We start from the raw sequence: 23,322 nt of genomic DNA, 5'->3' as shown, positions 1-23,322 counted from the left end.
TTACAGATTATAAAAACACATGATGATCTAATATTTTCCGCTTATTCAACAGGAGAACATAATGAAATTATTAGCAGCAGTTCTTATAATAAGCACAACACTGTTCGCCTCGGCCAATGCTAAAACACTGAAAATTGCAAGTGAAGGCTCTTATCCCCCATTTAGTTACATTAACTCAAATAACAAGCTCCAAGGTTTTGATATCGATATATCCCATGCACTTTGTAAAAAAATGAATGTCGAATGTACTATCATCACTCAAGACTTTGAGGGAATGATTCCCGGTCTTCTTGCAAAAAAATACGATGCTATCATTGCTTCCCTCTCTCTCACACAAGAGCGTTTACAGAAGATCGACTTCACAGATCCTTACTATAATACAGCACTCGCTGTAATTGTTACAAAAGATTCAGAAGTTAAAGAAATCTCTGCAGAAGCCTTTAAAGGTAAAAATCTTGGTGTACAATCAAACACAACACAAGCTGTATATGCAGAAGATCATTATGCTTCTAAAGGGGTAAACATAAAACTCTATCCTACAGCAATAGAAGTTAATCGCGATCTTTTAAGCCGTCGACTTGATGCAGTTATCTTTGATAAACTGCATGCATTAAACTGGCTCAAAAATGAGGGAAAAAATTGCTGCCAACTTCTAGGAACTCTGGAAAAAACGACGTTTCCTATCGCAATTGCTATACGTCAAAATAATAGCGATCTTAAAAATAAATTCAATGAAGCGATAAAAGAAATTCGTTTGGACGGAACTTATGATAAAATTATAAAAAAATATTTTACAGTTGATATTTATTAGATATCAATATGAATTAAAATAAAACAAACTGTTTATTTCTAAAATAATATTCTCTAACTCTTCATGAGGAGTGCAAAATGATTGAAAGTTTGACATTGCTATCATTTAGCAATGGTGGATGGGGTGGGGTTATACTTTCTAGTGCGGGAATGACATTGTCATTGGCTTTGTGCTGTGGGCTCTTAGGACTTCCTTTAGGCCTTCTAGGTGCTGTGATGATTCGATCCAATATCAAGATAGCTAAAGCTACAGCAACCCTCTTTTCATCAGTGTTCCGTGGCTTACCAGAACTTTTAACCTTATTTTTAGTTTACTATGGCTTACAAAATATTATACAAATTATTCTTGATTATCTTAACATTGAAATAATGTTCAGTATCAACGCTTTTGTTGCTGGTGTTCTTGCACTTAGTATGGTTCTTGCAGCCTTTTCTTGTGAAGTTTGGCTTGGAGCATTCAATATTTTTGATAAAGGTCAATACGAAGCGGCTAAAACTCTCGGACTTTCAAACTCAACTACATTTTTTCGTATTGTCTTTCCTCAGCTCATTCGAAATGCCTTGCCAGGACTTTCTAATAATTGGCTTACTTTGCTTAAAGATACATCCCTCGTATCAACCATTTCACTTGTTGACCTTATGCGACAAACTAATTTAGCAGTCGCAGCCACCGATAAACCTATGCTATTTTATCTTGTGGCGTGCTTACTCTATTTGTTATTTTCAGCGTTTTTTTCTACAATCCTGCGCCATCTTGAAATATGCACTCAAACAGGATATCAAAAGGTGTTGAGCTAATGATTCCTGAGTGGCTTTATTTCCTTTTTAATCCTGCTATTTTGAATCGTTATGGACTAAAGTTTATTGATGGCTTTATTGTTACTTTTGAACTTGTTTCTATTGCTTGCTCTGTTGGTTTTTTTCTTGGTATACTCCTCGCGTTTGCGCGTTTATCAAATAATAAGTTTTTACGATATTTTGCGCATGTTTATGTCTATTTTTTCCGTGGATCTCCTTTATTAGCTCAACTTTTCCTTTTTTACTACGGCCTTGGTTCAATGAATAATTTCTGGCAACAGATTGGTCTGTGGTGGTTCTTTCAAAACGCATGGTATTGTTGTCTTTTCATTTTTTCACTCAATTCTGCTGCCTATCAATCCGAGATCTTTAAAGGAAGCTTTTTATCTGTAAAAATTGGACAGCGTGAAGCATCAAAAGCATTAGGGTTGAGCAGTTCTGTAACATTTTTTAGAATTATTCTTCCGCAAGCAATGATTGTAGCTCTACGCCCCCTAGGAAATGAGTTTATTTTAATGATTAAATCCAGTGCAATTGCCTCACTCATCACTATTTATGATTTAATGGGAATTGCCAAACTAACTTATTCACGTACATTCGATTTTCAAGTTTATATTTGGGCAGCTCTTATCTATCTTCTTATCGTTGAGCTAATTCATCGTTTTATTATTTTTATCGAACATCGTCTAACCCGACATTTACGGTAAATACAATGATCACAAAAAACTTTACCAAATCAAAATGTTAAATTAATTAACTTAGTTATCAATGAAAGAATACAACAAGATGAATTTGGAAAATAATAAATCTATTCATACCGCTAAAAAGCCCGTGATTTCTATTCGAAATTTAAATAAATGGTATGGAGATTTCCAGGTACTCTATGATATTAACTTCGATGTTAAAATTGGCGAACGCATCGTTATCTGTGGCCCTTCCGGATCAGGAAAATCAACTTTAATTCGTTGTATTAATCAATTAGAAAAAGCACAAAAAGGTTCAATTTGCGTCGATAATGTTGATATTCATGCTGCCTCTTTATATCAGCAAAAAAATGTTCTGCGTAAAATAGGAATGGTCTTTCAAAACTTTAATTTATTTCCCCATATGAGCGTTATGCAAAATTGCATTTTAGCACCTATGACAGTTCAAGGACTTTCTAAACAACAAGCAAAAGAAAGGGCAATCCGTTATCTTACAGATGTTGGAATTGAAAAACACTGTAACAAATACCCTTTACAACTTTCTGGTGGGCAACAACAGCGTGTTGCAATTGCCCGTGCACTTTGTATGGAACCTGAAGTGATGCTTTTTGACGAGCCAACGTCAGCTCTTGATCCAGAAAGTGTCGGAGAAGTTTTAGAAGTTATGGTTCAATTAGCAGATACAGGTATAACAATGCTCTGCGTTACCCATGAAATGGGCTTTGCGCGCGAAGTTTCAGAAAGAATACTCTTTCTAGAAAACGGAAAGATTATTGAAGATACAGCATCTGATAAATTTTTTACCAACCCTAAAAGCAAACGTGCTTGTAACTTTCTTGCTAAAATTAAACATTAACCATCAGCATTGTTTTATTTACACAATTTCAGTCCTGTTTTTTAGAAGAGTAATAATCGTTTGTGCACCAACAATCCCCGAAGGTACTTCAGTCTTCATTTTCTGTTCCACCATCTCAAAAGCATCGAGTTGTGCCTGTCGTAACAAAGGATTATACAAAAGTTGTTCTATCTGCCTTGCTAACATGCCAGGGCGTAGGAATTCATTAAAATATTCCGGCACGATAGGCTTATCAGAAATAATATTTGGAAGAGCGGCACTCCATAACATCACTTTGGAAAAAATGAAGAATTTAGATAAATAATCAAGCTTATAGCAAAGAACCATGGGAATTTTTGCTAACGCCAATTCAAGTGAAACCGTCCCAAGTGCCGAAAGTGCAACATCCGCATCCGCAAAAGCACGCCATTTTGCATCTTCACCAACAACAATTTCCACTTTATTTTTCCAGACCTGTACAAAATCACGAACTTTATCCACTAAATGTGGTAAGGTTGGCAGAATAATACGTAAATTAGGAATGCGTTGTGAAAGAATTTCTACTACCTCCCGAAAAATAGGCATTAAGCAACGGATCTCTAAATTTCGTGACCCTGGCAAAATAACCAATGTGGGTGATAATGTTTGTTTAGCACACAAATGTTTTTTTTCTGATTGTCGTCTTTTTTCTGCTTGAACGGCCAAAAGTGGAGGATAAGTTAAAAGACGATGTCCAATATAAGTAGTAGCAGGACCTTCTAAATCCTTCATAACCTTTTCTTCAAAAGGAAAAATTGCCAAAACATGGTCAACAAATTTACGCATAGCTTTAGCGCGCTCTGGACGCCATGCCCAAACGGTTGGTGCAATATATTTAATAATAGGAATAGAAGGCGCTAAAATACGCACCTTTTTCGCAACACGATGGGTAAAATCAGGACTGTCAATAATAATTAAACAATCGGGTTGTTCTTGTGCGATAAATTTGGACAAATTGCGAATACGCACTAGCAACGATGGCAGTTTTTTTAACACTGCACTTAAACCTATTAAAGAAATATCATGAAAATCAAAGACGCTTTTCAAACCCAATGCCTTTAAATGCCTCCCGCCTACACCAATTAAATGAATATCGCATCCTGTCTCCCGCGATAAAAAAGAAATTAAATCCGCTCCAAGAGCATCACCAGATTCCTCGCCTGCAATAACAGCAATTTTTAAGGAATAATTACTCATGATCAGCCTTTTCAAATGTTTCTATAAACAAGGAATATTGATTAGCTTTTTCTATTGTTGTTTTCATTGATAATATCAAACTTCTATTTGCCTCCACCGCAACACCAGACAGCCCACTCTTTGCAATATTCATTATCGTCACGGGTCCAATTGATGGCAAATCAACACGATGCTCTTGTTGTGGTTTTGCGCATTTAACAAGAACACCACCTTTAGGCGGAATTTGTCCTCTTTCTCGCATTTCACAAACCCGCCATAGCATATTATCAGTTCCTTCTGCTCCCTCGACTGCAACCACCCTCCCATTGATAGCCACAGCTGCTTGCCCTATATCTAACTTACCTAAAAGTTTTGCTGCTTTCGCTGCTGAGAAAATATCTTTTTTCTCTTTTTTAGTAGCTCGCCGCAATGTTAAATTAAACTTTATTGGGGCTAAAAGATCTGGTACTATCTCGTGGGCACCAATGACACGAAAACCGTGCGCTTCAATAACCCGTATAAAAGCTTTTAGTAACGCATCATCCCCACCCCTCAAAGCCAAAATCAACTTAGGTAGAGCTGAAAATGTTGTCCAATCAAGTCGCAACTGTGTAAGAAGTGGTCGTTTTTTAACGCCACCTGCCAAAACAATATTACAAATTCCAGCTGTTTTTAAAATTTTAACGAGCCGAGCTAACTCTACAATTGATAATTCGCAATGCTCATAACGATAAAGCACAGTATCTGCTTCATCATGCAAAAGCACAAGAAAAGGATTTTGTCCATATTTTTCAAGCTCCTGAGCAACAGTGATAGGTAGAACACCATTACCGGCTATGATGGCAGTTCGGCCGGAAAGAAAAACTTTGGCATCGGAGATAGACATCTCTTAATCCTTACTTGCTTTTATTTTGTTCCTTTAATATTTTGGTGTGCAATAAAAACGTTTTCCTTCTTCCTTAATAAAATTCACTACATCAAGAACAGATTGAGAAGCGGAATAGAAAGAAGAAACATCACTTACACGTTCTTTAAACGGTTTGCTGCGGTCAAAAAGCATGGCAACCGCATGACGTAATGCATGAATATCTTTACGCTCAAGACCTGCACGCTTCATCCCAATGATATTTAACCCAGCAAGCTTTGCTTGCACACCCACAGCTGTTCCATAGGGAATTAGATCGCCAACCAATGCAGATACACCACCGATAAATGCATGATGCCCAACACGAACAAATTGATGAACGGCAGAGCCACCACCAATAATAACATAATCATCAACAATAACATGACCAGCGATCATCACATTATTTGCAAATGTTACATGATTTCCTACATGGCAATCGTGGGCAATATGCGCATAACAAAAAAATTGGCAATTATCACCAACCACTGTTATTCCCGTACTCGAATCGGAGCCTCTATGCATTGTTACCCCTTCACGAATCGTGCAATTTTTACCAATAGAAAGAGTTGTATGGCCTCCCTTATGTTTATTATTCTGCGGTTCTGCTCCCAAAACTGCATGTGAAAACACTTTACTATTGGCTCCTAACGTTGTCTTCCCCATTATCACAACATGACTCATCAAACTGCATCCATCACCAATAACAGCCTCTGAACTAATATGACAAAACGGCCCGACTTGTACATTCTCACCAAGCTGCGCTCCCTTCTCCACAAGTGCAGTTGGATGGATTCTCGTACTGGACATTCTTAAATTCCTATTATATCGTTTATTTCTCTTTGATGACCATCGCAGCAATTTCCGCTTCAGCAACGCAGACATTCTCTACTTTTGCAACACACGAAAAACGCCTCATGCCAGACCTCTTTTTTAAAAGCCGAACATGAATCTTTAGCTGATCACCAGGCACAACCGGTTTACGAAATTTCGCATTATCAACAGTCATAAGATAAACTAAATTTGTTTGCTTATTACCTAATCCTAAAAGTGAAATTGCTCCCGCTGTTTGTGCCATAGCTTCTAAAATCAAAACTCCAGGCATAACGGGCTTTACGGGAAAATGTCCCGCAAAATATGGTTCATTAATCGTTATATTTTTAATACCAACAGCTTCTTGCTCACCATCAATTTCGACTATGCGATCAATCAATAAAAATGGATAGCGATGCGGTAATATTGATAGTAATTTCTCAATATCTACAACCTCTAAATTTTTAGTTTCTCCGGTGTTGATCATATTAGCGTTTCTCCTTTTTTACTTTGCCAATATTACGCAACGCCGCTACTTCACGGAACCACTGCTTAAATGGCCGCGCCGGACTTCCTCCCCATTTTTCTCCATCTGGAATATCATTCATAACACCACTACCAGCAGCAATCTGAACACATTTACCTATTACGATATGATCCGCTACCCCGACACTTCCGCCAAGTTGAGACATATCACCTATGGATGTACTTCCAGCAACTCCACATTGCGCGGCAATAAGGCAATAGCGACCAATCTTCACATTGTGAGCAATTTGCACTAAATTATCAATTTTGCTCCCTTCACCAATGATAGTGTCTTCAAATGTTCCCCGATCAATAGTTGTATTCGCACCGATTTCTACACCATCCTCAATGATAACACGACCAAGCTGTGGGATTTTTTCAATGCCAGAAACACTACCAACATAACCAAAACCATCTTGCCCAATACAAACACCAGGGTAAAGCTGAACTCTATCACCTATTAAAGAATACTGAACTGTTACCTTGGGGGCAATATAGCAGTCACGCCCAATACGACAATTCTCACCTATAACAGCGGTGGATGAAATAAGAGTCCCTGCACCAATCTCAACATTTCGACCAATAACAGCTCCCGCTTCAATACACACATCATGTGCAAACTTAGCACTTGGATGAATATGCGCATGCGGCGAAATTTCCCTTTTTCCAAACCAAGGCATTGGCTTAACAGAATCAGGAAATAAGATGCGACCAATCTGAGCAAAAGCACGCTGCGGTGTGGATGTTACCAAAATCGCCATAGATTCAGGAACTTTAAAAACAATTTCATTTGTACAAAAAACAGCAACAGCAGAACTACCTAATAGAGCATCAGAAAACTTCCGATGCTCCACAAAAACAAGAGAACCTTCCACAGCACTCTCAAGTGAAGAAAGAGTATTTATAACTGTGTTAGAGAACTCTGGATTAAGAAGTTTTGCACCTGTCAACTCTGCAACATTAGCAACCGTCAATCGCCGGGACGGCATAAAAAAAAATGTATCCGCCATCAAAACACTTTCTCTCCCAGCCTAACCCATTCTCTTCAAATTTCTTCCTTCTAAAGAAAACTCAAATCAGAACTTCGTAGAAATACCAAAGTTGAATTGCTGCAAACGGTCACCTTTCTGCTTTTTTATTGGCCAAGCATAATCAAAACGCAGCGGACCAAACGGTGAATCCCACATCAAACTTACACCTGCAGACGAACGCCATGAATTTTTGATGTGTGTAACAGACGCCTCACCCTGAAAAACAGGATGATAATTATTGCCATAGAGTGTTGCAGCATCTGCAAATAAAGCACCACGGAATCCTAACTCCTCAGGCACAAAGGGTATAGAAAATTGCACCTCAGCACTCGCATTCATATACGTCGTCCCCCCTAAGAAATAAACTTCACCTTTATTGGAAACCTGACGTGGACCTATTCCATTGTATCTGAAGCCCCGGATCATACTAGCATCTGCTTTAAACATATCGAAGATACGAACACCCTCTTGGCTCATTTTATGAATATAACCACCCCCGAAGGAAAGTAAACCAACAAGATCCATCTTCTCAGAAAGCGTCTTGTACATCATTGCTTTACCAGTTGTCTTCAAAAACTTTGCACTCCCACCGAGTCCTGCATACTCCTGAAGAACATGCACGTACCACCCATCATGGGGATTTTTCATATCGTCAATAGTATTATAGGTCAAACCATAACTAATTGATGAACGCTTCCAAGGGCTTTGCTTTGCAGCTTGAACAATTGCACCAGAATATTTTTCATATAACTCTCTTATGTCTGTCTCTTTGTTTAAATCATAATCCCCACCAAAATCGTATTCTTCTTGCACATAAGAATAGGCTAAATTCGCAGACAATTGACTATTAATAGGCACCGAAAAGCGAAGTGCCCCGCCTGTCTGTCGTACATCATATGCTTTATCAGCACGATAAGTACTACGAAAAATATCAACACCAGCAGATAAGCGGTATCCCAAGAAATAAGGAGTAACAAACGACAAATTGTAATTACGAGATTTTTCCTGTCCAGCTCCTAAACCCAAACGAATATACTGACCACGCCCTCCAAGATTACGCTCGGTAACAGATACTTCAAATGACATGCCAGGGTTTGTACCACCCGTTGTATACCCTCCAGAAAAAGAAAGATCTCCTGTTGGAGCTTCAACTACATCTATAACCAAAATAACCTGATCAGACTGATCCGTCGGAACCATTGAAATATTAACTGCTTTGAAAAAGCCCAAACTTTCTAAACGACGTTTTGCCCGCTGCACTAAGGTTTGATTGTAAGCATCTCCTTCATTTAAGTCAATCTCACGGCGAATGACATAATCACGTGTCTTTTCATTGCCACGCACTTCAATACGCTGAACATAAGCCCGCGGACCCGGTTCGATGTTATACAAAATTGAAATTGTATGATTTGCCAAATCACGATTTCCCCGTGGCTCAACTTTAGCAAAAGCGTACCCAGAATTAGTAACCTTATTATTGATAATTGCAACAGACTGTTCAATGTTCTCCGCACTGTAAACATCACCTGACTGAGTTTTAAGCATTCCTTTTACAGATTGAACGTCAATTCCATAAACATCGCTTTCAACCTGAATATCACCAATCTTATAGCGCACGCCCTCATCAAGAACAAAATAAATTTTATATGTACTACTCTCTTCATCAAAAGTTGCTCTAGAGGACACAACACGAAAATCTGCATAACCATGATTATAGTAAAAGCGACGTAGAGCTTCTTCATCAGAAGCTAAACGCTCTTCACTATAAATATCACCTCCCAATAACAACGAAGATAGTCCTGAAGGCTTTGTTGAAATCACATCACGCAAACGATGGCTTCCAAAAGCATGATTTCCCTTAAAAATGATATTGCTAATCTTTGTCTTCCGGCCTTCAGCAACATTAAACACTACATTTACGCGCCCTTTTCCCAAGTTAATGGTCTGCACTGTAACAGCAACATTATTACGACCAACAGTTTTATAAGCTTCACGAATCGTATTAACATCAGCTGAAAGCTTAGAAGAATTGAAAGGTTCATTCGGTTTCAAAGAAATAAACCGTTTAAGATCAGGATCCTTAAAAGATTTATTGCCCTGAAACAACACCTGATTGACTACCTCATATTCTTTGACATGCACAACTAATTTACCGCTAACATGATTTATTTTAACATCATAAAATAAGCCTAATCCAAAAAGACGCTTCACCGCAACATCGATATCACCACTGGAAAAATTATTTCCAGCTTTAATGCCCATATTGTCTCGAATTGCCCGAGCACTTACAAATTTATTCCCACGAACCTCAATAGAACGAACCACAGACGCTTGCACTTCTCCAACCATAGTAATCGACATAAAGATTGTTGTTGGAGCAATCACCCTCATCCCTAACACCAATACAGACACTGCATTTAAAAACTTCGAATTCCTACTCATTGGCTTTTTTACCTTACCCTATTCCCTTGAAACGATGCCTCAAAATCAAAAAGCTAACTGCCATAACAACTTCTTTTATTTACAACAAGACCTTCTTATCCCTTAATTACTTATTACAGCGCGCAACGCCACAACATTCTGTGAACACGGTAAACAACCATTAATTTATATCCCTCTACTATTACCCAATTTGGAAAATGTTTTCCATAATTTAATTAGCTAAACCAACAAAAATAATCATTAAAGAGTGCAAAAATCATAAATAGAAGAACAACAAAAAAACCTAATCGAAAAACAATTTCCTGAACTTTAGTTGATATTGGTTTTCCTACAAAGACCTCAATGACATGAAATAATAAATGCCCACCATCAAGTGGCGGAAGAGGAAAAAGATTAATGAGCCCAATGCCTATCGAAAGAAAAGCCGCAAAATTTAATAAAGGGACAAAACCTGTTTCACTCACTTTCCAAGCAATTTTAATAGTCTTAGAAGGCCCGCTTAGCCGACAATAATCTTCTTTTCCCCCTATTAAACGACTAATAAAAAAAACTGTTTGAGTGACAATTAACATGGCACGTTTTGATGCTTCTCTTACAGATCCAAAAAAACCATAGCGAATATGTTTTATATAAGCTGGATCTAAACGCGCAGGATTATCTGGATCAATAGGAGCACCCACACCTATTATTCCGCCTTGAACCCGATTACCAAATCCATCATCTCGCTCGATCACTTTTGGCGTAATCACCGTTGTAAATACACGCCCCATGCGCTCCATTTTAAATTCTATAGGACCTTCACCATGAAAGGTTACATAGTTAATCAAATCTTCAAAACTTTCAACTCGTTGACCATTCATTTCAACAAAACGATCACCTAATCCCAAACCGGCCTGAACAGCAGGAGAATCTTTAACCAAAGAACCAACAACAGGTTCAATGGCTACACGGCCATAAATAAAGAAAAAAAATGCTAAAATAACAATGGTAAACAAAGCATTGAATAAGGGACCAGCAAAAACCGTTACCGCTCTTTTCCAAGCATGTGCATTGGAAAATGAACCGTCAACTATCGGAGATAATTGGAATGATGGCACATCAGATTCTTTTTCATCCCCAATGAACTTTACATACCCTCCAAAGGGAATAGCTGCCAAACGCCACTGTGTACCATGCTTATCTGTATACCCCACTATTTGTGGTCCAAAGCCTAGCGAAAAAACAGACGCCTTAATACCACACCACCGACCAATGAGATAATGCCCAGCTTCATGCACAAAAATAATAACCATAACGACGAAAAGAATACTCAAACTTCTTAAAAGAACATCTCCTATAGCAGTCATATGATTTAAAGGTTCCAAAGTATCTTCTCCCAATTAAACCATATAAAAGAGATTAAAAGGTGTATCCATACCAAACATTAGCGAACCAATTAAATAAAGAAGAAAAGCAGCCCCAACCAACCCGTCCATACGATCCATAAACCCACCGTGTCCAGGTAATAAAGAACCAGAATCTTTAACAGAAAATCGCCTTTTTAGCCACGATTGACCCAAATCACTTATTTGCGAAAAAATTGATAAAACAAAAGCAAGGAACGGTAGAAAAAAACTTGCTAAATTTATATCAAAAAACCGAAAAGCAATCAATATACCCCCACAAATTCCAACAAACGTACCACCAATCGCCCCAGACCATGTTTTATTGGGAGAAAATTGTGGTGCTAGTTTAGGACCACCAAGCACACGTCCGATAAAATATCCAGCAATGTCTGTTCCCCATACTATCGTAAGTAAGAAGATAACAACCCAAAATCCTAACGCCTCATGCCCCCGTAAAAAGGATAAAGCTACAACCGGAAAAGATGCATATAAAAAACCAAAAAAAACCCAACCACTCTTTCTCACAGCCCCAATAGCCAACAGTGCAGCCAAAGCTATCAAAACACAAAAGATCAATAAAGCAGGTACATTCGATACCAAAAAGAAACCAAAAACCAAATAAAAAATACCCGCTAATATTTTTTGTGAAAGACGCCACTTCTCTTTAGTGATACTTATCCATTCATAAAGAATAAAACCACCAATGCTCCATACAAATAAAAAAAATAAAGTTCCTCCAAACCATGTTAAACACAAAGTAATAATGCCAAATACAAAAGCTGTTAGAATACGATAAACAAGATTAGACAAAACAAGATCCAAACAATAAAAATAGAAAGTATAAGCCTAAAAATTGACGCCAGAAAAACTCTACTGCGCAGTATTTTTATATTCATACTTTTGCAAACTTTTCTCACAATTTATCACAAATGATCCGATATACCAAGATACCGTTTTATAAGACCAATAATCAATGAAAATTAGCTTCAAAAATCTACGCATCAAGATAAACCCTAAAATACGTTTCCAAACATTTTACCAACAGTAAAAAATGAATAAACTTCTGTTTACTGCCTATGTGAATTATGAGACTTAGGTCTAATATTCGCTTCATATAAAAGTATTTTTCTATCAAACTATCAGTCATCTGCTCAAAAACTAAAAGGCTGTTGAAAATAAATTGCACAAAACAACAATCGTTTAACCTACCCCACCACCTCTCTCATAATGGAGAGTAATAGAAAGATTAGGATATCATTCTCTGCGCCATATTCCTCCCCAACATCTGCCGTGGAATATTTGAATAAATATTCAATAGTAAAAACATTTTATTATACAACTCAACAAAAATATGTTGCAAATTTTTTTCATTATCCTGTTAAATAACTTACTCTAACATATGATATTATTTTTCTAGCGATAACATCGCCTTAAACGTGCATAATTTCAGATTCTTTCCCAGCCAAAATTTTATCAATATCAGCAATAGTTTCATCCGTAAGTTTTTGAACTTTGTCAGAAAATCCATGAGCTTCATCTTGACCAATTTCACCTTCTTTTTCTAACTTTTTTAAACTATCCATACCATCACGACGAACATGACGGGTAGCAACACGAGCTTGTTCCGCATATTGATGCGCGATTTTTACGAGTTCTTTACGGCGTTCCTCATTCAACTCAGGTAAAGGAATACGTAAATTCATGCCATCAGTGATAGGATTTAAACCGAGACCGGAATCACGAATAGCACGCTCCACAGCTCCTACCATCGTTTTATCCCACACAGAAACCGAAAGCATCCGTGGTTCCGGCACAGAAATATTTGCTACCTGATTTATATGCACAACAGAACCATAAGCCTCAATTGTCAATGGCTCTAATAAACTGGCTGAAGCTCGCCCAGTCCGCAATCCACCTAATTCGTGTTTAAAAGCCGAAATAGCACCATCCATGCGGCGTTTCAGATCATCCATAATCGATGCAACACTCATTGTTTCCGTCTCCTTTAATTCCGCCTTGACGACTATCTTCATTCCGATACTATTGTAAACCGTCCTGTTCCCTTCAGTACTTTAGCTAAGCCGCCTTTTTCATGAATGGAGTACACAATAATTGGCACATTGTTCTCGCGTGCTAAAGTGACCGCTGTTGTATCCATAACAGACAATCCCCATTGCAAAATCTCTACATGCGTTAATTGGTCAAAGCGTTTAGCAGTAGGATCTACCTTCGGATCTGCAGAATAAATACCATCCACTTGTGTTCCTTTCAAAAGAACATCTGCACCAATTTCTGCTGCACGTAAAGTAGCAGCAGAATCAGTGGTAAAAAATGGATTACCCGTACCGCCTGCAAAAATAACAACTTTTCCTTGATTCATGTAACCTATCGCTTTACGTTGTGAAAAACTCTCACAAATTTGTGGCATAGCAATCGCAGACAATACAACCGCTTCAACACCTAATTTTGTCAATGATGTTCGCAATGCTAAAGAATTAATAGCAGTTGCAAGCATTCCCATATGATCACCCGTCACACGATCCCCACCACGCGAAGCAACAGCAACTCCACGAAAGATATTCCCCCCACCTATAACGACAGCGATCTCTCCCCCCATTGCCCGCACTTCAGCAATATCCGCAGCGATACGATCTACAACGGAAACATCGATTCCAAAGCTCTGCCCCCCCATAAGGGCTTCACCAGAAACCTTTAAAAGAATACGTTTATACTGTAGCGCTAATGTCACTGACAATCTCCCAAAAAGCACACTACTTTTTGCTTTCTACACCACTAAGGGCACCACTTTATCACGTGACGCCCCTCTCAATAACCACACTTATCTATCAATAATTTGTGATAATCAATGTATGATTTCAAGTCTCTGACAATATTAACAGCTACCCTTTTGCAACCGTGGCAACCTCTGCAGCAAAATCAGATTCCTCTTTTTCTATCCCTTCTCCTAGTGCAAAACGAATAAAGCCCGTGATTTTTGCCGGCGCACCAATCAGTTTTTCAGCGTTCTTTAAAGCTGCTTCAACAGTCACTTCAGGATTCATAACAAAAGCCTGAGAAAGCAGAACAACCTCTTCGAAAAACTTACGCATACGCCCTTCCACCATTTTTTCAATGATGTTTTCAGGCTTTCCAGACTGACGAGCCTGATCTGAAAAAATCGCTTTTTCACGCTCAACAGCGCTAGCATCAACACCTTCCGTTGTTAGCGCTAACGGATTAGTTGCAGCAATATGCATCGCAACTTGTCGACCAAAAGCAGCAGCGGCCTCCTTATCTCCTGTAGTTTCAATAGCAACCAAAACACCAAGTTTTCCAAGCCCTTCAGCCACACTATTGTGTACATAAGTAGCAACAACGCCATCTTCAACAGATAACTTAGCAGAACGACGAAATGCCATATTTTCACCAATGGTACCAATTGCATCTCTAATTGTTGCTTCAACAGTCTTTTCAGAACCAGGATAAAAAGATGCGGAAACAGCCTCAAGATTACCCTGCGTACCCAAAGCAGCTGTCGCCACATTGCGTACAATGTCCTGGAATACGCCGTTGCGCGCAACAAAGTCTGTTTCAGAATTGATCTCAACTAAAACCGCACTTGAATCTTTTGATACAACTCCAATTAATCCCTCAGCCGCCGTACGACCAGCTTTTTTATCTGCTTTAGCTATCCCTTTTTTACGAAGCCAATCAACAGCAGCTTCCATGTCGCCATTAGTATCTGCCAAAGCTGCTTTACAATCCATCATACCAGCGCCTGACAATTCACGAAGTTCTTTTACTTGTGCAGCAGTAATACTCATATTTGCCTCTTTGTTCTATAACGGTAAAAGTGTGCAAAAAGAAAGTCCTATGCACACTTATAACTTCTCCTAGAAAATAAATACCCTAATAGGCGTTTTTAAATTATTATTCAGAAACTGGAACCGCATTTTCCAAAACAGACTCCACAGGAGCGTCAGCTTGAGCCCCTACATCGACACCCATCGCACCTTGTTGACGAGCGATCCCATCAAGAGCTGCACGGGCAAAAAGATCACAATAAAGAGAAATTGCACGCGAAGCATCGTCATTACCTGGAATCGGGTAAGTAACGTTATCAGGATCACAGTTGGTATCAATAATAGCAATAACCGGAATACCTAAACGTTTTGCCTCTTGGATAGCGATATTCTCTTTATTTGTATCGATCACAAATATAAGATCTGGAACAGATCCCATATCCTTAATGCCACCCAGCGCACGATTAAGCTTTTCGCGATCACGTTCAAGATTTAAACGTTCTTTTTTGGTAAAACCTTGCGCTTCAGCAGCAAGAATTTTTTCCAGCTTACGCAAACGGTGTATTGAATGGGAAATTGTTTTCCAGTTTGTGAGCATACCACCAAGCCAACGTGCATTAACATAATATTGTGCCGAACGATTTGCCGCATCAGCAATAATGTCAGATGCCTGCCGCTTGGTACCAACAAAGAGAATACGACCACCACGCGCAACCGTATCTGAAACAAGTTTAAGCGCTTGGTGTAAAAGAGGTACAGTCTGAGCAAGATCAATAATATGGATATTATTACGCTGACCATAAATATAGGGAGTCATTTTTGGATTCCAGCGGTGAGTCTGGTGACCAAAGTGTACACCTGCTTCTAAAAGCTGGTGCATGGTAAAATCTGGTAGTGCCATAGCTTATCCTTTCCGGTTCAACCTCCGCGGAAAAAGTAGATAAAACTACTACCGGCGGACGCTTGCCAGATTTTCCTCGCAAACACCCAAACTCCGCGTGTGGAATAACTTAAACATACTAATATTTGATTCTTTTTCAAGTTATTTTCTGCAATCATTTAATACTTACATTTATTAAGATTCTTTTCAACCTCGAGAAATTCAAGACTGTGCAATTTTGCACGCACTGAAAAAGTTCCATAATCTATACGCAGGTCATGCATAACACCATTCTCATATAAGAGAAAACTGGTACGATAAACTGGCAAGCCATCTTTTTTTTCTACATCATCAAAATAAGAAATCGTAACGGGCCAATATTCTTCCTCATCCAATTTTCCTATTTTTTTTGCTTCAGCATTGGATAACTTCGTCTTCTTTTCCCCGATGAATACGCTTTCTTTTACAACTTTGTCTGCTTTATCTGTTCCATCAAATACGGTAACATGGTAAAAGTGATATCCTGCTTTTGCATGGCGAATGATATTTTTTAGTTGCATAATTGGAAACTCAGCCATTGCGAGCTTGTACTCTTTTTCCTTTGGCTTTTTTAGTTTAACTACAATCCCATCTTGAACACGCTCAGCTACCCCTTCAGTACGGTGTGCAGCCTCTTGTCCAACTTGATCTGTAACACTAAAATGAAATGTACGACTATCACCCGTTTCATAACTCGTCGTCTGTTGATCAGTTAAACGCACCGGCATATCTTCAATATGAACACGACTGATAAAACGAAAACGTGTAGTATAGCCCTGACATTCTGAACCTGTGAGCTCGTAAACCATTCGTCCTGACATCCCCGAAATTGCCATTTCATGAGAAACACTATCAAGATAAAAATCATAAATTGCCCGATGAGGTGCAATAAAAATGGATTCTTTAGCTCTCGCTGTACATAAAAAAGAGACATATAAAATTATTATAAATAATGATCTGAACATTCCCAACTTCCAATTCTATCCCCGTTGCATAACAACATACAATAAGGCAAAAAGGTTAAGTTCTCAATTCATCACACATTTCCTTAAATTGAAAAATAGTTTATGCAACAAACGTATTATAATTATAGTACAGCTATGGAGTTTAAATTATGACAAATGTGATTGAAAACCGCCTAAAAAATTTTGGAATTATTCTTCCTGAAGCAGCACAACCTGTTGCCAATTACATAACAACTTCACAAAGTGGCAATCAACTCTTTATCTCTGGGCAACTTCCTCTTTCCGATGGAAAACCAATAGCAATTGGTAAAGTTGGTGCAACCGTTAACGCCGAACAAGCGAAAAAATCAGCAGAAGCTTGCGCTATAAACATACTCGCACAAATCAAAGAAACTCTCGGTGATTTAAATAGAATAAAACGCGTGGTAAAAATTACCGTTTTTGTTGCTGTAGATCCTCATTTTACCGATATTCCTCTTATCGCCAACGGAGCTTCTGATTTACTTGTCAATATCCTTGGTGAAGCTGGGAAACATGCCCGTTCTGCTATTGGCGTTGCCTCTCTTCCTATGGACGTTCCAGTAGAAGTTGAAGCCATCGTAGAAATCTAATCCCTTATCAATACAGCACATCTACATAAAGCGATGATTGAGTGTGAAATCTTCTTTTTTAGCCCTCTACTCAACCTTCGCATCTCAGTTTTGAAATTAAAGTTCTGAATCAAAATTCATAAAAGGAGATATTTGTATGAAACAAGCTTATGACAATAACAATGTTTTTGCTAAATTGATTCGTAATGAAATCCCCTCCGTTCGTGTTTATGAAGATGATGATGTCATTGCATTCATGGATATCATGCCACAAGCACCAGGACATACATTGGTTATTCCCCGAAAAGGCTCTAGAAACCTACTAGACGCAGATACTGAAACACTATTTCCAGTTATTAAAGCAGTTCAAAAAATCGCCAATGCCGTCAAAAAAGCTTTTCAAGCAGACGGTATAACAGTTATGCAATTTAATGAAGCAGCTAGTCAACAAACCGTCTATCATCTCCATTTCCATATTATACCACGTATGGAAGGAGTAGAGCTTGCGCCCCATAATAATGTTATAACGCCTACAGAAATACTTGAAGAGAATGCAAAAAAAATCCGTGCAGCTCTTAAAGCGCTCTTAAGTCGTTGAGCTTTTTTTCCCCACACGTTTTTTTGTAAAGTGCGTTGTTTTGCTATTTTTTGAGCCAATAGACACATCAGAAGATGAAATTTTTAACTGCAACTTCGCTTTTTCCCCGTTTGATTTTTGTGTCAATACACGAACCATGCCACCATTGCGTAACTTTCCAAATAAAATTTCGTCAGCTAACGGCTTCTTAATATGTTCTTGTATAACACGACTCAATGGACGTGCTCCCATTTGAGAATCATATCCTTTACTGGAAAGCCAAACCATTGCAGTAGGACTTAATTCAAAACAAATTCCTCGATCAGCTAATTGTGCTTCAAGCTGAAAAATAAACTTTTGTACGATCTGATTGATAGTTAACTGAGATAAAGGAGCAAACGGAATGATTGCATCTAACCGGTTACGAAACTCTGGTGTAAATAGCCGATTAATTGCTTCAATATCATCACCATCACGACGTACTTTTCCAAATCCGATAGCTGATTTTGCCATATCTGAAGCACCAGCATTGGTTGTCATAATTAAAATGATATTGCGGAAATCAATTTTTTTGCCATTATGATCTGTTAACTTACCATAGTCCATCACCTGTAATAAAATGTTAAATAACTCTGGATGCGCTTTTTCAATCTCATCCAATAATAAAACTGCATGAGGCCTCTGATCAACTGCATCTGTAAGAAGACCTCCTTGATCAAACCCAATGTAACCTGGAGGAACACCAATTAAGCGTGATACTGTATGCCGTTCCATATATTCTGACATATCAAATCGTAACAATTCAACTCCTAAAGAAGATGCAAGCTGTTTTGCAACTTCAGTTTTTCCTACACCTGTTGGTCCTGAAAATAAATAACTTCCTATTGGTTTATCTGATTCGCGCAAACCTGCTCGCGCTAATTTTATTGATGACACTAATGCGGAAATTGCTTGATCTTGTCCATAAACAACATGTTTGAGTTCTCCTTCAAGCTTGCTAAGAGTCTTCTGCTCATCACCAGAAATTGCCTTTGGTGGAATCCTTGCCATAACGGCAACAGTCGCTTCAATTTCTTTAACACCTATACTCTTTTTCCGTTGTTTCTTTGGCAAAAGCTTTTGCGCTGCACCACTTTCATCAACAACATCAATCGCTTTATCAGGTAACCGGCGATCAATCATATAACGTGAAGATAATTCTACAGATGCCTTCATCGCCTGATCAGTATACTTTATCTGATGAAAGTCTTCAAAATAGGGCTTTAGTCCCTGCAAAATCTTAATTGCATCGGCAATAGAAGGCTCATTAACATTAATCTTCTGAAAACGGCGCTCTAAAGCACGATCTTGTTCAAAAATTTTACGATATTCCCTATAAGTCGTCGAACCAATACATCGAATATTTCCGGAAGATAATGCAGGTTTTAAAAGATTTGCCGCATCCATATTCCCTCCTGATGTAGCTCCAGCTCCAATTAAAGTGTGAATTTCATCAATAAATAAAACAGCATCTGGATACTGCTCAAATTCTTTAATAACTTGCTTTAACCGTTCTTCAAAATCACCACGATAACGTGTACCAGCAACAAGTCCTCCCATATCAAGGGAAAATATCGTTGTACTTGATAAAACTTCGGGTACTTGCCCATCAACAATGTGTTTTGCCAATCCTTCAATTATAGCGGTTTTTCCAACGCCAGGATCACCAACCAAAAGCGGATTGTTTTTCGACCGTCGACATAAAACCTGTATCATGCGTGAAATTTCTATTTCACGACCAATTAATAAATCAATTTTTCCATTACGTGCTTTACAATTAAGATCAACACAATAAGTAGTAAGTGCACTTGTTACCTTTTCACTATCATCCAAAATCTGCTGATCCAACTGCTCTTCAAGCCCTTCAAGCAACATGGATAATCCGTCATCCCGTCCATGTGAAATGAAATGCATAGCTTCACAGCGTGTCATCCCCATTTCTTGAAGGAAATACGCTGCATAACTTTCACGCTCAGAAAAAATTGCAACGAGAACGTTTGCTCCTGATACTTCATCTTTTCCAGCTGATTGAGCATGAATCACTGCACGTTGGATAACACGCTGGAAAAATGTTGTTGATTTTGTATCCTCATCATCTCTAATCTGCGCATCCAACTCTGACTGTATATAGTTGGTTAAGCGCTCTCGCAATTCTTCTACATCTACCTGACAAGCCTGAATAACTAAACTTGCATCTGCATCATCTAGCAGAGCAAGCAGAAGATGCTCTAATGTTGCATATTCATGCCGTGCTTGAGCAGCGATTGTTAATGCACGATGCAAAACCTCTTCAAGACTAGGTGTAAAAGATGGCATAACCCCTCACTTCCATTCCATTACACATTGTAATGGATGTTCATTTTGATGTGCACACTCCCTAACTTGTACTACTTTCATTTCAGCCACTTCACAACTATAAGTTCCGCATGCACCTATCCTATCCTATCCTATCCTATCCTATCTTGATAAACATTTTACATAATACGCACTGCTTCTTTGAAACAAAAAGTTTTTCAAAATAAAAATAACACAATCCATAAATGTGTAGTCATTATTAAGTAAAAGAACACGATACAACTTAGGCTTTTGCCACTCTTTAGATATTATAACAGTCTCGTTCCAGCTTTCATCCTAATTTTTGCCCTTTTCATTGTGCAATATGGGTCATAGAGTTCGCTACTAGCTTCTGTATCATCATCCTTCTTCTTGCAGTACATTTTTTATGAATCTTAAATTCCTTCATAACTATTGCAATACCTGCTTATGTAAAGAAGAAAACTTTCTTTTATGTTTAGGTTTAAGTCAAATACAGAAACTCACAAAATAACTTCTGTAAACAAATTAGTAACATCATTCGTCTAAATTGCATCAACAAGCTACAGAAAAAAGAGCTTTACAAGTTTTTCAAAGTAAATGGAGAAATAGGATACTGCAAGTGTATATTAACTGCCAAAAAATTGTGCACTGCTACAAAAAAGTAGCAGTTGCTTTTGTTGTTTTAGCTCTTTCTTACTCTTGGGCATCAGCTACTCCTCAAGAAGCTTATCCTGATAAGTATGCTGCTATCGTTATAGATGCAAATACAGGAAAAACTTTATTTCAAGCCAACGCAACGTTGAAACGTTATCCTGCTTCTTTAACAAAAATGATGACGCTGTACATACTTTTTGAGGCTATACATATACGTCGTGTGACACCAAATACACCTATCCCCGTCTCACGTTATGCAGCAATGCGCCCGCCAACAAAAATTGGATTTAAGGCAGGTCAAACAATTTCTGCAGAAGCAGCGGCTAAAGCGCTCATTACAAGATCAGCAAATGATGTTGCTACGGCTATTGCAGAGTATCTCGGTGGCAGTGAAAAAAATTTCGCTCGTATGATGACAGCTAAAGCCCGTAAACTTGGCATGCTACATACGCATTTTGCAAATGCTTCAGGACTTCCGGATGTGCACAATTATTCTACGGCACGTGATATGGCCACTTTGTCATTAGCCCTACGCAGACATTTTCCACAACAGTATAAGCTATTCAAAATAAAAAGTTTTACTTTCCATGGGCATACAATTAACAGCCACAATAAACTCGTCAAAGTAATGAAAGGCGTCGATGGAATTAAGACAGGCTACACACAAATGTCAGGTTCTAATTTAGCAACTTCAATGCGTCTTGAAGGACGCTCTATCATTGCTGTCGTTATGGGAGGTAAATCATCTACCGCACGTGATGAACATATGGCCAGCTTATTGAAGAAATATCTACCAAAAGCAAGCAGGATGAAAAGTAATGAACACTTAATAGCTTCTGTGCACTATAACTTACCTACTGGCGCAAATACTCCTATACCGATCGTTAAAGCTGAACCAACCAATTTTGATGACAAAATTTCCACTATGTTGACAGCGTTTGCAGAACAACCTAAAAATTCCAATACGGCAATAGCCGCTGTAAACCAAGCAATTATACCAATTCCTAATCCTCAAAGAGCTATACCCGTTGAGACTAATAAGATTGTTACAGCCTCTTTGTCCACAAATGCCGGATGGGCCATCCAAATTGGTTCTCTTCCTAGTAAAGAACAAGCAAAAACTCTGCTTTTAAAAGCAAAAAATATAGCTTACTCAACTTTAAAGCACTCATCTTCACATATGCAACTGTTCGAAAAAAGCGGACATCGCTATTACCGTGCGCGGTTTATAGGCTTTCAATCAAAAAAAGATGCATTCAATGCTTGTTCTACGTTAAAGAAAGCAAATTTTAACTGCTATACTATAGCTTACTAAAAGTTTTTGAATTCTGCGTTAAGGATAGTATCATGACACATAATGCTCTTGCTTCATCTCATGAAAAAGAAAAGTTATTGAAGCAATCATCTCTTCTCTCATTGCGTTCTCTTCACGATGCTATGACAAAACTTTCTGGTTTAAAATATACTCCAGCTACATTAGACACACAGTCCCTCGTCAACCTTCTCATTTGCCAAACAATGCGAAATCGTCGCCTTACAATGCCTCCTGTACGCATTCATTTACGCGTTGCAAGCCAAACTGATAACGTTCCTATTAAAATTCGTCTAGGTGCAACAAATATTTAGTTCTATAGATAATTTCTGCAAGAACTATTTTGTTAATGAGAGCATTCGCACATTGTCTACAGTCTTAAAAAAAAATCCTCTAACAAACGCATTTTTTCTTAGATTTATAAGAATCGCGCTTGCAAGTTTCTGTCCAACTATTTGATCAGCTTTTAAATAAAACCATTCCTTACAATACATAGAAAACACCAAATATTGTTTCACTTTTGTATTTAATATCAAAGATTATCCTTGATATTTTTCATAAGAAAAAAGTAATCTCCATTGGATACAAGCTTTTCTAACTGCTTAGATACTCTCATGAAAAATCTAATGAAGAAGACCCTCTTCTCAACAACACACAAATTCATCCAAGAAATATAAATATTGTA

At 38.2% G+C, this 23,322-nt stretch carries 22 protein-coding genes and 1 pseudogene; 8 read left to right on the top strand and 15 right to left on the bottom strand.

Features of this window, described 5'->3' with window-relative positions:
* Window positions 1-61 precede the first annotated feature (61 nt).
* The 4 genes from V3564_RS02325 (at window position 62) to V3564_RS02310 (ending at window position 3,168) form a co-directional block, all read left to right on the top strand.
* The gene (locus tag V3564_RS02325; RefSeq protein ID WP_455481228.1) at window positions 62-811 is read left to right on the top strand and encodes a transporter substrate-binding domain-containing protein; all 750 of its coding nucleotides are present in this window, start codon (window positions 62-64) and stop codon (window positions 809-811) included.
* Between the two features lie 77 nt (window positions 812-888).
* Window positions 889-1,608, top strand: coding sequence for an ABC transporter permease (locus V3564_RS02320; protein ID WP_455481227.1), 720 nt, complete (start codon window positions 889-891; stop codon window positions 1,606-1,608).
* Window positions 1,608-2,315 carry an ABC transporter permease gene (locus V3564_RS02315; protein WP_455481226.1) on the top strand — a complete coding sequence of 236 codons (708 nt, stop codon included), beginning with the start codon at window positions 1,608-1,610 and terminating at the stop codon, window positions 2,313-2,315. Before V3564_RS02320 ends, V3564_RS02315 begins: the two co-directional genes overlap by 1 nt.
* Window positions 2,316-2,394: 79 nt before the next feature.
* On the top strand, window positions 2,395-3,168 hold the full coding sequence (locus tag V3564_RS02310) for an amino acid ABC transporter ATP-binding protein (RefSeq protein WP_455481225.1): 774 nt from the start codon (window positions 2,395-2,397) through the stop codon (window positions 3,166-3,168).
* An 18-nt stretch (window positions 3,169-3,186) separates the two neighbouring features.
* On the opposite strand, the gene lpxB is transcribed toward V3564_RS02310, so the two are convergent.
* From lpxB to V3564_RS02245, 13 genes are all read right to left on the bottom strand, one after another.
* Window positions 3,187-4,383, bottom strand: a complete 1,197-nt coding sequence (gene lpxB / locus V3564_RS02305; RefSeq protein ID WP_455481224.1) for a lipid-A-disaccharide synthase — start codon at window positions 4,381-4,383, stop codon at window positions 3,187-3,189.
* Window positions 4,376-5,248, bottom strand: coding sequence for an LpxI family protein (locus tag V3564_RS02300; protein ID WP_455481223.1), 873 nt, complete (start codon window positions 5,246-5,248; stop codon window positions 4,376-4,378). Before V3564_RS02300 ends, lpxB begins: the two co-directional genes overlap by 8 nt.
* Window positions 5,249-5,281: 33 nt before the next feature.
* Entirely contained in the window at window positions 5,282-6,076 is a 795-nt protein-coding gene (gene lpxA, locus V3564_RS02295) for an acyl-ACP--UDP-N-acetylglucosamine O-acyltransferase (protein ID WP_455481222.1), read from the bottom strand.
* Window positions 6,077-6,098: 22 nt separating this feature from the next.
* Window positions 6,099-6,566, bottom strand: a complete 468-nt coding sequence (gene fabZ, locus V3564_RS02290; protein ID WP_455481221.1) for a 3-hydroxyacyl-ACP dehydratase FabZ — start codon at window positions 6,564-6,566, stop codon at window positions 6,099-6,101.
* 1 nt (window position 6,567) lies between these two features.
* The gene (gene lpxD / locus V3564_RS02285) at window positions 6,568-7,614 is read right to left on the bottom strand and encodes a UDP-3-O-(3-hydroxymyristoyl)glucosamine N-acyltransferase (RefSeq protein WP_455481220.1); all 1,047 of its coding nucleotides are present in this window, start codon (window positions 7,612-7,614) and stop codon (window positions 6,568-6,570) included.
* A gap of 66 nt (window positions 7,615-7,680) precedes the next feature.
* Window positions 7,681-10,077, bottom strand: coding sequence for an outer membrane protein assembly factor BamA (gene bamA, locus V3564_RS02280; protein ID WP_455481219.1), 2,397 nt, complete (start codon window positions 10,075-10,077; stop codon window positions 7,681-7,683).
* A gap of 215 nt (window positions 10,078-10,292) precedes the next feature.
* Window positions 10,293-11,441, bottom strand: a complete 1,149-nt coding sequence (gene rseP / locus V3564_RS02275; RefSeq protein ID WP_455481218.1) for an RIP metalloprotease RseP — start codon at window positions 11,439-11,441, stop codon at window positions 10,293-10,295.
* A 15-nt stretch (window positions 11,442-11,456) separates the two neighbouring features.
* Window positions 11,457-12,272: a phosphatidate cytidylyltransferase gene (locus V3564_RS02270; protein ID WP_455481217.1), complete on the bottom strand. Its 816-nt coding sequence runs from the start codon at window positions 12,270-12,272 to the stop codon at window positions 11,457-11,459.
* A gap of 620 nt (window positions 12,273-12,892) precedes the next feature.
* Window positions 12,893-13,453: a ribosome recycling factor gene (frr, locus tag V3564_RS02265; protein ID WP_455481216.1), complete on the bottom strand. Its 561-nt coding sequence runs from the start codon at window positions 13,451-13,453 to the stop codon at window positions 12,893-12,895.
* A 38-nt stretch (window positions 13,454-13,491) separates the two neighbouring features.
* A complete protein-coding gene (gene pyrH, locus V3564_RS02260; protein WP_455481215.1) occupies window positions 13,492-14,211 on the bottom strand; it encodes a UMP kinase in 720 nt (239 codons plus the stop codon).
* Window positions 14,212-14,362: 151 nt separating this feature from the next.
* Window positions 14,363-15,286 (bottom strand): translation elongation factor Ts, encoded by a 924-nt coding sequence (gene tsf / locus V3564_RS02255; RefSeq protein ID WP_455481214.1) that lies wholly within the window; start codon window positions 15,284-15,286, stop codon window positions 14,363-14,365.
* Between the two features lie 106 nt (window positions 15,287-15,392).
* Window positions 15,393-16,166 carry a 30S ribosomal protein S2 gene (gene rpsB, locus V3564_RS02250; RefSeq protein ID WP_455481213.1) on the bottom strand — a complete coding sequence of 258 codons (774 nt, stop codon included), beginning with the start codon at window positions 16,164-16,166 and terminating at the stop codon, window positions 15,393-15,395.
* A gap of 158 nt (window positions 16,167-16,324) precedes the next feature.
* Window positions 16,325-17,149, bottom strand: a complete 825-nt coding sequence (locus tag V3564_RS02245) for a cell envelope integrity EipB family protein (RefSeq protein ID WP_455481212.1) — start codon at window positions 17,147-17,149, stop codon at window positions 16,325-16,327.
* A gap of 149 nt (window positions 17,150-17,298) precedes the next feature.
* Here V3564_RS02245 and V3564_RS02240 point away from each other — a divergent pair, with 149 nt between their 5' ends.
* Together V3564_RS02240 and V3564_RS02235 are read left to right on the top strand one after the other, a co-directional pair.
* Window positions 17,299-17,760 carry a RidA family protein gene (locus tag V3564_RS02240; protein ID WP_455481211.1) on the top strand — a complete coding sequence of 154 codons (462 nt, stop codon included), beginning with the start codon at window positions 17,299-17,301 and terminating at the stop codon, window positions 17,758-17,760.
* A gap of 136 nt (window positions 17,761-17,896) precedes the next feature.
* Window positions 17,897-18,337, top strand: a complete 441-nt coding sequence (locus tag V3564_RS02235; RefSeq protein WP_455481210.1) for an HIT family protein — start codon at window positions 17,897-17,899, stop codon at window positions 18,335-18,337.
* Here the strand turns inward: V3564_RS02235 and clpA are convergent.
* On the bottom strand, window positions 18,326-20,671 hold the full coding sequence (gene clpA / locus V3564_RS02230) for an ATP-dependent Clp protease ATP-binding subunit ClpA (RefSeq protein WP_455481209.1): 2,346 nt from the start codon (window positions 20,669-20,671) through the stop codon (window positions 18,326-18,328). The genes V3564_RS02235 and clpA overlap by 12 nt on opposite strands.
* A gap of 6 nt (window positions 20,672-20,677) precedes the next feature.
* A pseudogene (locus V3564_RS02225) lies at window positions 20,678-21,050 on the bottom strand (ATP-dependent Clp protease adaptor ClpS).
* Between the two features lie 240 nt (window positions 21,051-21,290).
* On the opposite strand from V3564_RS02225, the gene V3564_RS02220 reads away from it, so the two are divergent.
* Together V3564_RS02220 and V3564_RS02215 are read left to right on the top strand one after the other, a co-directional pair.
* Complete coding sequence (locus V3564_RS02220; protein WP_455481208.1) at window positions 21,291-22,640, top strand: serine hydrolase; 1,350 nt, start codon at window positions 21,291-21,293, stop codon at window positions 22,638-22,640.
* Window positions 22,641-22,672: 32 nt separating this feature from the next.
* Complete coding sequence (locus V3564_RS02215; protein ID WP_455481207.1) at window positions 22,673-22,951, top strand: hypothetical protein; 279 nt, start codon at window positions 22,673-22,675, stop codon at window positions 22,949-22,951.
* The last annotated feature ends 371 nt before the right edge of the window (window positions 22,952-23,322 follow it).

The sequence above is a fragment of the Bartonella sp. B12(2025) genome (assembly GCF_053795135.1).
This window is presented reverse-complemented; position numbering and strand designations above follow the sequence as displayed.